Genomic DNA, 14,789 nt, shown 5'->3' on the forward strand with positions numbered 1-14,789 from the left:
TTACAATTTGCTATCTTGAATGCGTAAAAGGAATTGCACATATCAAGAGGTTAACTATGACCAGCACGCTCAACTCTTTGACCATACGCCAAACCTTACTCGTTACCTTCATTATTCCCACATTGCTGCTGTTGTCTGTAATTGGTTGGCAAACCCATCAATTAATGGATAAACGCTCTCAAGCCGATATCGCTCAGGAAACCGTTGTATTATTTAACCTTTATGATGAGGTGGCCCATCAGTTTGCGGTTGAGCGTGGATTAACAGCGGGTGTGATCGGTAGTAAAGGGGTGGGCCCTCAGGTTCAAGCTTTAAGAAAACAAAGGACTCTTGCGGACAATGCTTATCAGTCATTGCTGGCATTCACCCCCGAGTACTTGGATAGCCAAGCCGTTGAGCCGCTGCTGGAGGCGGTTCGCTCGCAATTGGATAGGCGCCGTGCAATCCGGCAGCAAGTAGATACATTGCAGCTGGTCGACTCCCCATTTGGCTATTACTCAAATATAAACCGCTTGGCACTGGATAACCTCGCCATATTACTGGCTCAAATAACCAATGCTGAACTCAAGCAGGAATTACAGGGCTTGCTGCAGTTGTTGATCACCAAAGAGCAGGCAGGGATGGCGCGCGGGGCACTCAATGGTGTATTCGCCAGCCAGCAAGCTGACCTCGGCCGTTATGCGCAAATTCAGACGTATATCAATGATGAAGCCTACGCCACCCGTCAGGCCCGCTTACTGCTGAGTGGGCAAAACTCACAGCAACTTGAAGCCATCATTCGTTCATCGACGTGGCAGAGAGTGATGACTATTCAACAGCAGTTTCTTGCCCAGCAAACATCATTAGCGGCAGTGGAAGGGCCCAATGCACCGAGTTGGTTTGAATTAGCCACAGAAAGAATTGCTGCTGTAAAAGGCCTGCGTGATCAGATGGCGACTGAATTAACAGCAAAAGCGCAAACGGAGAGGAAGCAGGTGACGAATCAATTGTGGTTCTTTGCCTGTCTCGTTGCACTCGTTATTCTTCCTTTGATCTTGTTCACCATTGTTTCTCTCAAGCGGTTAGCTCTGCGTGTCACTGTCTTTTCAGACAAGCTATCAAAGATGGCGGCAACGAAAGATCTGACCATTCGCCTTGCTGATCGCCGTGTTGATGAAATTGGGGAGGTCGGTAAGAAACTGGATAGATTATCGGATAGTGTAAGCGATACGCTTCACAAGGCACATTGTGTCGCGCGCCAAACCCAGCAAGAGATGGCAGAGATGGTGAAGTTAATTGCACTGGCAAGTACGGACAGTCAGCAAACACATACCCGTTGTGACAGTATTGCCACCGCAATGACAGAAATGGCGCAAACCAGTGAACAGGTTGCCGGTATTACCCATGAGGCGCAACACAGTACCGAATTGGCTCGTGAAAGTGCGGAGTCTAGCTATGTCCAGAGTGAACAATCTCAACAGACGACCTCGCGGCTACTGGGCAGTGTCAATGAAACGTATCAGTGCATAGAGACGCTTGAGCAGCAGATGGAAGGGGTGAGTGTTATTCTCGATACGATCAATGCCATTTCTGAACAAACCAACTTATTGGCGTTGAACGCAGCGATTGAAGCGGCAAGGGCGGGTGAGCAAGGGCGAGGCTTTGCTGTTGTCGCCGATGAAGTTAGGGCCTTGGCACTGCGTAGCAAAACCGCGACCGAAGATATTCGCCATTTACTCGACGGTATTACCCAGAATGCCAAAGTATCCTATACCAACATGCAACAGAGCCGTGAAGCCACCGTGGAAACCCAAGGTGTAGTGTCAGAAGCCAAATTATTGGTCGAAGGACTGATTGGCAACGTCAATGAAATTGCCGAGTTCAATATTAGTATTGCCACGGCGGCGAGCCAGCAATCTCAAACAGCGAAGAGCGTGGATGCGGATGTTGATGGTCTGCTCGAACTGACGGGTAATACGATGGCGGCGATCACCGATATTCATGATGAGATGAATACGATCAAACTGCGTATGATGGAGCTGTCATCAGAAGTCGATACATTCCATATCCGTACTCCGAACAAGTAGGTGGTGGCCGTTGAATTGGATGATAAACAGGGGCGGTTTAGCCCCTGTTTATTGTAGGTAAGGTTCCACTCCAGAATGACTCTACAATGCCGTTGCATTTGGCATGATGCAGGTTGTCATTGGCAATATGCAGCTTATCAGCGTATTGCCGCCCTTCAACGCGTGCTTCAACCCATGCGATGTGATGATCAGTACTGTCTGCCTTGAGTGTCGTTTGGATCAGGTAATCGCTGACACGCTGAATCGTCATCTCCGGCAACGCTTCAAAGAATTGGCATGAGTCCAGCACACCATGAAGTTGTCCGGCCGAGGTGACGGCAGCCAGAGAATGTGCTGAGGCGTTTGTGGCTGATATCGAACTTAACGTTAGGGCTAGGAGGACACTTGGTAGTCTTTGGCTTTTCATACATTCAATCTCGTGGCAAAGAGGTCGGGAATGCAGATAATTTACCCATTTTCGACTACCAAATGTGGTTTTCAGTTATTCAGCGAATTATCTTGAACGCTTTTCCCACCACTCTCGGGCCATCGTGAGTGCTTGTTCTTGACCGCTGCAAATCCCCATCATCTTCAGCACAATCGCTAACGTAGAAATTACCGCGTATACACCGTAATGGTTTTCTGCCTCGCCGAGCCAGACTTTCTGTAAGAAATCACCACTGATCTCGCCGTGTTTACCAGAGGCGCCCTCCAGGTAAGTTGGCCATTCTTCGGTAAAAAGCTGACCTTGAGTGACACCCGATAAACGGCATGCGGTACGTGGGTTGCGTTCACTCTCGCCGCCTTCTCCCTTGAAGGCGACCATATTTTTGTCTCCCACCAATTGGGCGGCTTCGGCGTGGAGCTGTTCATAGCCTTGGTGGAAAATGCCATGAACCGCATAAGGTGCAGCTGTCGGGTTGAGTGCCCGGGCTACGGTGTTAAGCGGTGTTCTCAGTCCCACTAAATTGCGCAGTGCCAGCAAGTCAATCAGTGGCTCGCAGTAGCTTGAGAGGGGGATATAGCAAATATTCTCCTCGGCGAGGATCCGTCTCGCTTCATCCGGCGTCTTGGCCTGTAAGATACCTAATGCAGGGCAAGCACTTTCAACTTGGTATTTGATCACATCGATAGCCATATGACCGCTCAGCATCACACGGATACCATTTTGTGCGAGCAACTTAGCAGCCAGCAGGAGCCAAGGTGGTTGGCGGCGTTTACCGGCAAAGCAAGGCCAGTCAACGTCGACATCTAGCTCCTGCCATTTTGGTGAAATACGGCCGCGTAATGATTGGATATACCCGGCGGCCTCTTCACTGGTTTCGCAACGGACTCGTTGCAGCATCAGTAGAGTGGCAAGTTGCAATAACTCGGCGTTGCCGTCGAGATACATATCCAGCGCTTCACGCGCTTCGCCTTGGGTGAGCGAGCGTCGCCCCTTTTCTCCGCGGCCAACGTGTTTAATAAATTCTGAAAAGGCTGTCATGGTGTCTTCCGTGTCAATGTACCCAAGTCTCTGAGTACTAACCTAATGGATTTATTCACACAATGAAACAGGATTGTCGCCTGGTCATGTCTACACTTTTGGCGGTGCTTGCCTACACTTATTTCTGGAAACGCAGTGGTTTACCGTTAATAAGGACAATCGGAGCAGGCTATGGGAACACATTTGATGCTGGGTGCATTGCTGACAGTGGTGTCTTTAGGGGCGAATGCAGCCGAAGGTCGGGCGGTCGAGTACAAGGTCAATGATAAGGCCTATGAGGGATACTATATTTCACCTTCGGAGGATGCGCCTTTAGTGTTGCTTATCCACGACTGGGATGGCTTGACTGACTATGAAGTGAAGCGGGCTGAGATGCTGGCAGAACAGGGTTATACGGTGTTTGCTGCTGATCTGTTTGGAGCGGGTGTACGGCCGACCGAAGTGATAGATAAGCGCCAGCATACCGGAGAGCTCTACAAAGATCGGCAGAAAATGCGTGATTTGATGAATGGTGCGCTGCAAATGGCGGACTCGCTGGGGGCCAATACCGATAAATCCGTTGCGGTGGGGTATTGTTTCGGTGGTGCTGCCGTCTTGGAATTGGCCCGATCCGGTTCAGACATGAGAGGTTTTGCCACTTTCCATGGCGGGCTGAAAACCCCTGAAGGACAAGATTATACAAAAGCAAAAGGGAGTATCCTGATCCTTCATGGTGCCGCGGATACGGCTATCCCGATGTCAGATTTTGCCGTGTTATCGGGCGAGCTTGAAAAAGCCGGCGTGAGCAATGAAATGATTGTATACAGTGGTGCGCCGCATGCGTTCACTGTGTATGGGTCAGACAACTACCGTCAGGATGCCGATTATAAGTCGTGGCGGCGCTTGTTGACTTATCTTGATGACGTGGAGTGGTAATCAGAGATGTCCCTCGACAAATAAGAGGTTGCATGGATAGATTGGAAGTCAGCAGTATCTCTGCTGGCTTTTTGCTATCTGAACCTTTGTAATGAGCCACAGTCAAAAATGATTGCTGTGTATGAATAGATAAGGATGATGAATATGCTCTATGTTACGACACCAGAAGTCTATGGCCGCGACATCAAGGAAGTGCTAGGCACCGTCACAGGCAATGTGGTGCAATCTAAGCATGTTGGCCGCGATATCATGGCCGGGTTCAAAACCATCTTCGGTGGTGAAATCCGTGGCTATACCGAAATGCTGACAGAAGCTCGGCAAGAGGCGACCCAACGAGCGATTGCTGAAGCTGAAGCGTTAGGTGCCGATGCGATAGTCAATGTCCGTTATACCACCAGTGCGATCATGCAGGGGGCTTCTGAGATCTTAGTTTATGGGACGGCGGTGAAACTGAGATAGGTTATCTATTTGGTTCCGGAAATGGCTAGTATTGTCCTTGCTGCGGGGTAGACTAAAAGAAGCATTAATCACCCTGCAAACGATCTCGAGCCGAAGGATACGCTACCATGATGACCCCCGCCCAATGCCAGCAAGCCCGCTTGGCGCGTGACCGACGCTATGACGGACTGTTCTTTACCGCCGTGAAAACCACCGGTATATATTGCCGTTCGATATGCCCCGCGCCCTCCCCATTGGAAAAAAACGTTGAGTATTTCCCTTCGGCGGTGGCTGCCGCTCTGGCAGGTTACCGACCTTGCTTGCGTTGCCGTCCGGACAGTGCACCAGGCTCTCCGGCATGGCAGGGCAAGAGTACAACCTTTGTCAGGGCGCAGCGTTTGATTGATGAAGGGGCATTGATCGACAGTGACTTGGTGCAACTGGCCGAACGCCTAGGCGTAACCGATCGCTACCTGCGAAAACTGTTTAATGATGAGATGGGCTTATCTCCTAAGACCTATAGCCTCTATCAACAATGCCTGCTGGCTAAAAAGTTGCTGCATGAAAGCCAATTGCCCGTTACTGACATTGCGTTGGCGAGCGGCTTTAACAGCATCCGCCGCTTCAATGATTGCTTCCACAAACATTTTTCACTGACGCCGTCGCAAGTGCGTAAGCAGCTTAATGACGTAGAGCTGGGTCGTCATACTGAAAACAAAACTCAGACAGTGACGGTTACCCTGTCGTATCGCCCGCCTTATGATTGGGAGTCGGTGCAAGCGTTTTTTGCCTCTCGTTTGATTGCAGGCTTGGAGTGGCTGGACGAAAACAGCTATGGCAGGACGTTCGGCAAAGAATACGGGCAGGGCTGGTTTACCGCTTTTCATGAAGCAGACAAAGCGCGATTTCGGGTTGAGTTATGTCTGTCTGATTTACAGTGCCTACCTCGAGCGATTGCCAATATTCGCCGCTGTCTGGATTTGGATGCGGATTCAGGCTTGATTGATAGCGCGATTGAAGCGGCAATGGGGCAAGTCTTGAGCCAAACGGGCCTGCGTCTGCCGGGGACTTGGAGTCCGTTTGAGGCAGGCATTCGAGCTATCTTGGGCCAGCAGGTATCAGTAAAAGCAGCACGTAATCTGACTGAGAAGCTGATTTTAATGAATCCGGACAATCTTCCTGAGCGATTGTTCTTCCCAGAGCCTGATGCTTTTGGTGACTATGACTTGAACCAACTGGGTATGCCTGAGCGTCGTCGGGAGACCTTGCGGGTCTTTGGCCGTTATGTCGCTGAGCAGGGTATTGAGGAGCCGGATGAGTTATTGGCTCTGCCTGGAATAGGGCCATGGACAGTGGATTACCTGAAGATGCGTGGCTTAAGTGATCCCAATATTTTCCTTGTCGGTGATCTGGGGGTGAAAAAAGCGCTGCAGCAACTGCAAGAACAGCGGCAAGACAAACCCGGTATGCAGCCTTTCCAGCCAGAGTTGGCTGCGCCTTGGCAAAGTTATTTAACCTTATATTTATGGAAAACATTATGAGCAACCAACTGATCAATACCCCTATCGGCTGGCTGAATGTATTGGCGAGTGCGAAAGCGATTACCGCGATTGAGTTTGCCGCTGATCCTGAACTACAACAGCAGCCTTCTGAGACAACAGAGCAGTGCTGCCAGCAACTGACAGAATACTTCAATGGTCAGCGAGAGCAGTTTGACGTTGAACTGGCTATGACAGGCACGGCATTTCAAAAAACAGTGTGGCAGGCGCTGAACGGCATCGGGTACGGAGATACATGCTCTTATGGTGATATTGCCAATGATATTGGTAACCCCAAAGCGGTTCGAGCTGTCGGGGCGGCTAACGGCAAAAATCCGGTTCCCATTATTGTGCCTTGTCACCGGGTGATCGGGAGCTCAGGTAAATTGACGGGATATGCCGGTGGGCTGGATATCAAGGTTTGGCTACTTGAACATGAAAAGCAGCATTTCAGTGAATAGTGGGCTCCAAGTACCTCGGCGTTAAATTACTGTGCATCAATTAAATAGTGGGCTCTCGGCATTTATTGATTTCCTTGCTATTGCTATCCATAAAATTTCGATAGGGTGGCATAAGTTGTGGTTTTTAGTGATTCGTTTTGGAGTAAACAATGATTATTGAGCCAGTGATCAAAGGCGTGGTGGCCCGCTCAGCCCACCCTTATGGCTGCCAGCAAGCGGTACGAAAGCAAATTGATTATGTGAAACAGGCCAGGCCGATTGAACAAGGTGCGAAGCGGGTGTTGGTATTGGGAGCCTCTTCAGGGTTTGGTTTGGCTTCACGTATTGCTCATACCTTTGGTGGTGCCGAAGCCGACACCGTTGGCGTGTCGTTTGAGCGCGGCCCTAGTGACAAAGGGGTTGGTAGTGCGGGTTGGTATAACAATATTTTTTTCAGGCAGGAAGCCGAGAAAGCCGGCCGGATTGCACAAATATTGTTGGTGATGCATTTTCACAACCGGTTCGCCAGCAAGTGATCGAGGCGATCAGAAACGATCTTGGCGGCCAGGTTGATCTTGTGGTGTATAGCCTGGCAACTGGCGTACGACCGAACCCTGAAACCGGTGATATGTGGCGCTCGGTGATCAAAACCACGGGTAAGCCAGTGGTGGGGCCAACGTTGAACCTGGAAACCGATAGCCTGGCGGAAATGACCGTTGAAACCGCGACCGATGACGAGGTTGCTGAGACGGTCAAAGTCATGGGCGGTGAAGACTGGGCCAGTTGGATACAGTGCTTATCTGACGCTGGCGTTATGGCGCAAGGTTGCCGTACCGTGGCTTATTCCTATATAGGCCCAGCAGTGACTTATCCTATCTATCACCACGGCACCTTAGGCCGGGCGAAAGAGCACATGCATAACACTGCCGAAGAGATCAATATGCAGCTTGCCGCGATCGGTGGGCAAGCCCATGTCGCGGTGTGTAAAGCCTTGGTGACCAAAGCCAGTGTGTTCATCCCGGCTTTTACGCCCTACATTCTTGCCTTGTTCAAGGTGATGAAAGAGAAGGGCACCCATGAAGGCTGCATTGAACAAATGCAGCGATTGTTCAATGCGCGATTTTATACCGATAAAAACACCCAGCAAGGTGTATCAACCGATGAGCATCGCCTGATCCGGATGGATGATTGGGAATTAGCGCCTGATGTGCAGCAACAGGTCAGCGAGCTAATGGCCGAGATGACGGCTGAAAATTTCACTGAGTTGGGTGATTATACGGGCTATAAACAGGACTTCATGGAGCTCAATGGTTTTGGCTTCGCTGGGGTTGATTATCAGCAAGACATAACCCTGGATTGCCTCAAAGCATTACAGCCGTAGCGCTTGGGACCATCACGACGATATGCAGAACTATTGATACAATCGTCATTATTTTGTCGCCTGAATATTGGCTAGGATAATGGCGATTTTTAATTTTCCATTAATCGAACACTTCCTGCCGGTGAATTTACCCTTTGAACAGTGTTTTATCGGTATTGAGATCATAAAATCTTAATATAGTTGAATTCGGTATCCGGATAAATCTGGTTTAATCAGCGAATAATCATTACAATTAATTTAATAAAACAACAAAGAATGCAGTGATTATGGTTGAACGTCGTCACTTTAGTCGTATTTTATATCAGGCTCCGGCTACGCTGATGAATGCCAATGGTGAATGGCAAGCGGAAGTACGAGACCTGTCCCTGCAGGGGATCTTGCTGGCCAAGCCGGAGAGCTGGTCTGCACAAGATGCTGACGATAAATATTTTTTATCGTTTTGCCTGCACGACTGTGATATCGAGCTGCGGATGGAAACCCAGTTGGTTCACCATGATGCTGCTTATTTACGTATGCATATCTTCCATATTGATTTAGAAAGTGCCGGGCACCTCCGGCGTTTGGTCGAATTAAATGTTGGCACTGATGAACTATTACATCGTGAGCTGGAACAGCTAACTGATTTGCAGCAACATCTCGACGAGTCGTGAATAGTCATCATGTCAGAAAATATTTGTATTTCGGTGTCCGATCATCGTGGCACCTCACATTATCTTATTAACCGCTTCAAAAAACGTTATATCGCCCTTGCGACCACGGCTATTTTGTCTGCCGCTGCAGCTGGTGGGTACAATGTATATACCCTTTATCAAGAGAAGCTTCATTCCAACCAGCAGCTTAATCTTCTTAATGTTCAGGCCCAGCAGCTCAGTGCTTCCTTGTCTGAGGAAAGTGCCAGTAACCGTGAATTGATTGAAGAGCTCAATGAAAAGAAAGCAGAACTCGATGCGCTTTCTCTACGGATTGATGATGTAGAAACCATCCTTGGGCTACAAACCGCCGAAGAGGGTGACGTTGTCAGCCTTGAGGAGCGGGTAGACAGCGCCGCGATCAGCTCGGCGGTAAGGGGGACCTTGTTCCGCATGATCCCCAATGGCAACCCGACCCCGGGGATCAGGATGTCATCGCAATTCGGTACCCGGGTCCACCCGGTTACCGGTAAGCGCAAGCGCCATTTGGGCTTGGATTTTGCCGCCAATACCGGTACTGAGATATACGCACCAGCAGACGGCGTTATAGAGGTGATCCGTCCAAGCAACAAGGGATCGGGAAACTTCCTCAAGCTGGATCACACCATGGGCTTCACCTCAACGTACTCTCATCTGAAGAAATTCAATGTGAAGCGTGGTGAGTTTATCCGCAAAGGTGAATTGATTGGCTGGACGGGCAATACCGGCTTGTCGACAGGCCCCCATTTGCACTACGAGATCCGTTTTTTGGGACGAGCCTTGAATCCACGACCGTTTGTGGAGTGGACTCCGGATAATTTCGAGAGCCTGTTTGAAAAAGAAAAAACCGTTCAATGGGCCTCTTTGCTTAATATGATCAATAATGTGGTGTCGATGCAGGTACAGCTTACCCAGTCACCTCATATTGCGCGTCCTATCCAAACGGCAAGCAATGAAAAAGGTCAGGAAGGGGATGAGGGTTAATTCATCGGCTTGTCCTTGAATTCGTCGCGTCTGTGAAAGGAAACGCTATGACCCGTGAACTATATATTGGTGTAATGTCAGGTACCAGCCTAGATGGTGTCGATACTGCTTTGGTGGCCTTTGATAGTCATGCAGCCCAAGCATCAAAACCTGAACTGTTGGCAACCGATGCTTATCCGATGCCTGATACATTGAAATCAGCATTGCTTGACGTTTGCATCGGGCAGGCGACAAACCTCAGGCAGATTGGACAGTTGGATCATCAATTGGGGCACCTGTTCGCTGATGCGGTAAATCAACTGCTGGAAAAAGCTGAGGTTGATGCCTCCGCCGTTACTGCGGTGGGGAACCACGGGCAGACGGTATACCATCAACCGGATGGTGAATGCCCATTTACTATGCAACTGGGAGATGCCAATATCGTCGCCGTGAAAACCGGCATTACCACCGTCGCCGATTTTCGCCGTAAAGATATGGCGCTAGGTGGGCAGGGGGCGCCTTTAGTCCCTGCATTTCATCAAGGTTTGTTTTCCGAACAAGACTCGACAACGGTGGTATTGAATATCGGCGGTATTGCCAATATCTCGGTGCTGCAACCCGAACAGCCAGTAATTGGCTACGATACCGGGCCGGGCAATATGTTGATGGATGCTTGGGTGTACCTCCATCATGGCCAGAAATATGACAAAGAGGGTGCCTTTGCTGCGTCAGGTAAGGTTAATCCTTCTTTGCTTGCCAAGTTGATGGCAGACCCCTACCTGGGCCGCTCATACCCGAAAAGTACGGGACGCGAGCACTACAATTTACCCTGGCTGGAAGAGCAACTGACCCGCTTGGGTAATGTGGTGCCAGAGCAGGATGTGCAGGCAACCCTGTTGCAGTTTACTGCACAAACGATTGCCGAACAGGTAACCTGTTTTGCCCATGGTGAGCAGCCACGTTTGTTGGTGTGTGGTGGTGGGGTGAATAACCCGTTTCTGATGTCTCGCCTTGCTGAGCTATTGCCTGCTTGGTCTGTGGCCAATACTTGTGATGCTGGCATTGACCCTGACTATATGGAAGCCATGGCGTTTGCCTGGTTGGCTCGTCAGCGTATCCATGGTCAACCAAGTAATCTACCGGAAGTCACAGGAGCATCACAGCTTGCGTCTTTGGGGGTTATCTATCCGGTATAATAGGTTGCAGTGTTACTGATACCTATTTGTCACTACTTTCTGCAATTGCCTTGCAATAGGATTGTTTTTCTGCGGATGATGGTTTATTAAATAGATATACCCATGTGACTTCATATATCACCGTCATGAAAATATGTGGTGATGAGCTTTTACCGTGGGATGTTGTGAGTTGTTAGTTGTGGAGTATGCATGATGGTTCTGTGGCGACATGGATTGTTGGTATTGTTGCTGGTATCTGGTGGTGCGCACGCGGTTAAAGAGCGTGAGTTGGGCGAGATCTTTATCGAAGAATCACAATTGAAGCAGCCGTTAGAGTTTATCGGTCAGGGTAGCCGCCCAGTCGATAATACAGGACGGGATAATTACAGTATTTATCAAAATAAGAATATTGAAGATCCTACCGAATTCGGGGCTGGCCTGAAATTCAATGCGACGGATGATTTTAGTATTTCTGTCGAGGCGGGTGGTGCGATGGTCGATGACAGCACGGTTGATATCGATAGCGGCGCGGTTAAATTTGAACTCAGCTATTAATCTGTGTGACTGTCGGAAATTTCTTAGCAGCGGAAAGGCTTACTTCGGTGAGCCTTTTTTATGCCATTAATCGGTAAGCAAACGCATTCATGGGGTTATGCTCCATACCTGAGGTCACTTTGGGGACACTTTAGGTAGATGAATATCTCTATGCCCCTAATGGCTCGCAAAAAATAGCTTTCAATGCATCCCTGTAAACGCCTTCATATAGAATGATGAAGTGCAGTAACTATCAACGAAAGTGGCAGGGAAAAACGAATGGCAAAGTATCAATTCTTTTGTAAGCCAGATTCAAACCGTAAAGCGTTTACGTATATTGAAATGGCAAGCAACAGCTTTTCTGCTGAGAAACAGCAGTTATTGGAAGTGGGTTTCGAGGTTGAGGGTGATGTGATTTATGCGGATTCATCAGATGAGGCTGTAGACAAATTCAAATCAAACTTCGTCGCGCCTCTAGAGGACTATGCCAATTCACATCCCGCTGGTGGTATAGCGACTTTTATGTTCGAGACATTTAAAGCGATCCGAGGCAAAAAATAGTTGGTAATCTTATTCAATACGCATTGTTCGGTGTTCCTAAGTGCCTAATTAATTTTAATTTGGTTGGTCTTTGACCACCGATGCTGAAATATCAACCGGCAGTGTAAAATGTCGGTTAATTCTCTTGTTCCTTAACATTTAATCGTTTCCGTCGCTTTAAGATCCTGCCTTTTATCGCAGTGGAAATAACATGAAAAAGATAATGCCCCTCCTTCTCGCTTTCGGGCTGTGCGCGTCAATGAATGCCAATGCCGGGACCGGGATCGGCGTGTCTGTTGGCGACCCTTTCTGGGGGCTAGATATGAAACACAATGGCTTTCGGGTCAATGTCAGCCTTGATGATCAGTTCGGGGTCGGTGTGAATAAAACCTATGGTGTACAAGGGACACCTCTTTACCTCTTTCTTGGGGGACAATACGTAGACAGAAACAAACACTATGTTGCGATCACACCGGGTATCGGGGCGGAATTTCGCGTACGTCCTATGGGCTTCTATGTTGATTTGACGCCTGCGGTATATTTGGATGAGCTGGATATCGAGCTGGAAGCAAGAGCGGGTTTTCGAGTCTACTTCTAAGTGTCGGAATCAGTTTTTGTGTCGTCATCCTTTCATTTCAATATCTGACACATTACTGTTCGCCAAATGGTGAGGGACTTATTTTAACTAAATAGCTTTCTCAGCGTTGACGAAAAGCTGCCATAACACAATGTTATGGCGGCTTTTGCCTATATACTTGGGGGCTTGCGGTTATTTTGCCAAATCGGCAGCCGTATCGACAAAGATGCCTTGGATATCTTTTGCTTCTCGTTCCGTTTGTCCTCCGTGTTTCAGAAAGGCTGAAATAATGGCTTGGGTCTTTTCTTCTTTTGCCCGGTCTAGGAAGTAGCGTAGCTCTAGCTCTGATCCTGCATTTTCATCTTTAATTGACGCCTCGATGATCTCTTTGTACATCACGATATCGCGGATCTCTAATTGGCTGATCACACCAAGTACTTGGGCGAGAAAGCTCTCCATTTCAGCTTTTGGTACATACTGGGTAATAATGTTCAGCGCTTCTGCTTGCTGGGCAGTAAAATCATTCCCCATCAGTAGGGCTTGCAGCGCCTTATTTTTCCCCATTCTTCGGGCAAACTGTACGGCACCCTGACCGCCTGTCGGGATATTTACGTGAATTTCTGGCTGAGCAAACGCTGAAGATTCCGTGCCATAGGCCAAATCACACGCCATAACGAACTCATTACCGCCCCCTCGAGCGACACCGTCGACAACGGCTACCGATACCTGCTTCATTGCTTTGATATTGGCAATCATATGATTGAATTCAATCGATGCTGCCTGGCCACCCTGCGTGCCGTTAATCACATTCAAATCTAAGTGAGCCAAAAAGAACTGCGCGTGTAGTGATTTGAACACGACGACTTTTGTCTCTCGGTCATCTGTAAGTGATAACACAAAAGCATTGATTTCATTTATTAAATCAATCGTTAATACATTTACCGGTGGGTTGTTGATGGTTACTGTTGCAATGCCGTTGTCATGGTTAATCGATAACTTGCTCATGGTATTTCCTCACTTAGCGTAATAGGCTTGTTAAGTGTATGCCCTCAATATGTGGTTACTATATGTTTGTAATAGATGAAGAAAAATGCTCATATTGGCATATAATTGGTGCTTAAAAGGCAACAAAGAGGATGTATGGATTTTCCCACTCGATTACTGCTGTTACTTGAGGTGGTAGAGCTCGGCTCATTTACCAAAGTTTCCGAGCAAAGAAACGTTGATAGATCGGTGATCTCTAAACATATAAGCCGGTTGGAAGAGGAGCTGGGTGTGCGATTGCTCAATCGCACAACACGTTCGCTTTCTTTAACTGCCGCTGGCAACGAAATGGTGAATCAAGCCAAGTCATTGCGGACTTTGTTGAGCAACACCCATCGGTTGGCACAGAATTACCATGCCGAACCTAAAGGCGTATTGCGCATTACCAGTTCAACCTTGTTCGGCCGACAACATGTTCAGCAAGCCGTGTTGGCTTTTCAGCAACAATACTCTGATGTGGACATTGAATTACGCTTAGAAGATCGTGTGGTCGATATGGTCAGCGAAGGGTTTGATATCGGATTTCGTATCGGTAAGCCGAAAGCCTCTAGTCTGATTTCGAGGAAAATTGCGCGTAATAGACTGTTGATTGTCGCCTCTCCTGCTTTTATTCAAAATTACGGTGAAATAAATACAGTTGAACAGCTGGAGTCATTACCCGCTACCGTGTATTCAGGCCCGGGACTGTTGCTAGATACATTCAGTTATGTCGATGACAACCAAGAGCAGCAGTCTTTTCAGCTAAAAGTCGCATATAGAGTGAATGATGTTGAAATGGTGACAAAGAGTGCGGTGGCTGGGAACACGTTGGCGGTTGTTACTGCGCAGATGATTGAAGGTGAAATCTTGGAAGGCAAACTTATTCCGATCATGACTCACCTGCATCTCGATGATTTTGGCACGTTCTATGCTGTATATCCACACCGGGATGCCCCCATCAAAACGAAACTGTTTATCGAGACGCTCAAATCCATTATCGGTGCAGAGATACCGGTATGGGAGAAACAGATCCCTCATTTTGAACAGATGTATGGACGCCAATAGC

General features: G+C 48.4%; 15 protein-coding genes and 1 pseudogene. 13 read left to right on the forward strand and 3 right to left on the reverse strand.

The window, feature by feature from the left end:
- Positions 1-56: 56 nt before the first annotated feature.
- Entirely contained in the window at positions 57-2,066 is a 2,010-nt protein-coding gene (locus C9I99_RS12985) for a methyl-accepting chemotaxis protein (protein WP_107349307.1), read from the forward strand.
- Positions 2,067-2,103: 37 nt separating this feature from the next.
- Here the strand turns inward: C9I99_RS12985 and C9I99_RS12990 are convergent, their stop codons facing one another.
- Together C9I99_RS12990 and C9I99_RS12995 are read right to left on the reverse strand one after the other, a co-directional pair.
- Positions 2,104-2,472 carry a hypothetical protein gene (locus tag C9I99_RS12990; RefSeq protein ID WP_107349308.1) on the reverse strand — a complete coding sequence of 123 codons (369 nt, stop codon included), beginning with the start codon at positions 2,470-2,472 and terminating at the stop codon, positions 2,104-2,106.
- An 87-nt stretch (positions 2,473-2,559) separates the two neighbouring features.
- Positions 2,560-3,549 carry a glycosyl transferase family protein gene (locus C9I99_RS12995; RefSeq protein ID WP_275937929.1) on the reverse strand — a complete coding sequence of 330 codons (990 nt, stop codon included), beginning with the start codon at positions 3,547-3,549 and terminating at the stop codon, positions 2,560-2,562.
- A gap of 153 nt (positions 3,550-3,702) precedes the next feature.
- On the opposite strand from C9I99_RS12995, the gene C9I99_RS13000 reads away from it, so the two are divergent.
- From C9I99_RS13000 to C9I99_RS13050, 11 genes and pseudogenes are all read left to right on the forward strand, one after another.
- Positions 3,703-4,446 (forward strand): dienelactone hydrolase family protein, encoded by a 744-nt coding sequence (locus C9I99_RS13000; protein ID WP_107349310.1) that lies wholly within the window; start codon positions 3,703-3,705, stop codon positions 4,444-4,446.
- Positions 4,447-4,590: 144 nt separating this feature from the next.
- Positions 4,591-4,905, forward strand: coding sequence for a YbjQ family protein (locus C9I99_RS13005; RefSeq protein WP_107349311.1), 315 nt, complete (start codon positions 4,591-4,593; stop codon positions 4,903-4,905).
- 107 nt (positions 4,906-5,012) lie between these two features.
- Entirely contained in the window at positions 5,013-6,425 is a 1,413-nt protein-coding gene (locus C9I99_RS13010; protein ID WP_107349312.1) for a DNA-3-methyladenine glycosylase 2 family protein, read from the forward strand.
- Positions 6,422-6,883, forward strand: a complete 462-nt coding sequence (locus tag C9I99_RS13015) for a methylated-DNA--[protein]-cysteine S-methyltransferase (RefSeq protein WP_107349313.1) — start codon at positions 6,422-6,424, stop codon at positions 6,881-6,883. The genes C9I99_RS13010 and C9I99_RS13015 overlap by 4 nt, the downstream gene beginning before the upstream one ends.
- A gap of 149 nt (positions 6,884-7,032) precedes the next feature.
- Positions 7,033-8,243 (forward strand): annotated as a pseudogene (gene fabV / locus C9I99_RS13020) (enoyl-ACP reductase FabV).
- A gap of 266 nt (positions 8,244-8,509) precedes the next feature.
- A complete protein-coding gene (locus tag C9I99_RS13025; protein WP_107349314.1) occupies positions 8,510-8,893 on the forward strand; it encodes a PilZ domain-containing protein in 384 nt (127 codons plus the stop codon).
- Between the two features lie 9 nt (positions 8,894-8,902).
- Positions 8,903-9,895 carry a M23 family metallopeptidase gene (locus C9I99_RS13030; RefSeq protein WP_107349315.1) on the forward strand — a complete coding sequence of 331 codons (993 nt, stop codon included), beginning with the start codon at positions 8,903-8,905 and terminating at the stop codon, positions 9,893-9,895.
- A 47-nt stretch (positions 9,896-9,942) separates the two neighbouring features.
- Positions 9,943-11,070: an anhydro-N-acetylmuramic acid kinase gene (locus tag C9I99_RS13035; protein WP_107349316.1), complete on the forward strand. Its 1,128-nt coding sequence runs from the start codon at positions 9,943-9,945 to the stop codon at positions 11,068-11,070.
- A 189-nt stretch (positions 11,071-11,259) separates the two neighbouring features.
- The gene (locus C9I99_RS13040; RefSeq protein ID WP_107349317.1) at positions 11,260-11,604 is read left to right on the forward strand and encodes a hypothetical protein; all 345 of its coding nucleotides are present in this window, start codon (positions 11,260-11,262) and stop codon (positions 11,602-11,604) included.
- A gap of 258 nt (positions 11,605-11,862) precedes the next feature.
- Positions 11,863-12,144: a hypothetical protein gene (locus C9I99_RS13045; RefSeq protein WP_107349318.1), complete on the forward strand. Its 282-nt coding sequence runs from the start codon at positions 11,863-11,865 to the stop codon at positions 12,142-12,144.
- 190 nt (positions 12,145-12,334) lie between these two features.
- Positions 12,335-12,721 carry a hypothetical protein gene (locus C9I99_RS13050; RefSeq protein ID WP_107349319.1) on the forward strand — a complete coding sequence of 129 codons (387 nt, stop codon included), beginning with the start codon at positions 12,335-12,337 and terminating at the stop codon, positions 12,719-12,721.
- A gap of 171 nt (positions 12,722-12,892) precedes the next feature.
- Here the strand turns inward: C9I99_RS13050 and C9I99_RS13055 are convergent, their stop codons facing one another.
- Complete coding sequence (locus tag C9I99_RS13055; RefSeq protein ID WP_107349320.1) at positions 12,893-13,705, reverse strand: enoyl-CoA hydratase/isomerase family protein; 813 nt, start codon at positions 13,703-13,705, stop codon at positions 12,893-12,895.
- 135 nt (positions 13,706-13,840) lie between these two features.
- Here C9I99_RS13055 and C9I99_RS13060 point away from each other — a divergent pair, with 135 nt between their 5' ends.
- On the forward strand, positions 13,841-14,788 hold the full coding sequence (locus C9I99_RS13060; RefSeq protein WP_107349321.1) for a LysR family transcriptional regulator: 948 nt from the start codon (positions 13,841-13,843) through the stop codon (positions 14,786-14,788).
- The last annotated feature ends 1 nt before the right edge of the window (position 14,789 follow it).

The sequence above is a fragment of the Photobacterium lutimaris genome (assembly GCF_003025555.1).
GTDB classification, from domain to species: Bacteria; Pseudomonadota; Gammaproteobacteria; order Enterobacterales; family Vibrionaceae; genus Photobacterium; species Photobacterium lutimaris.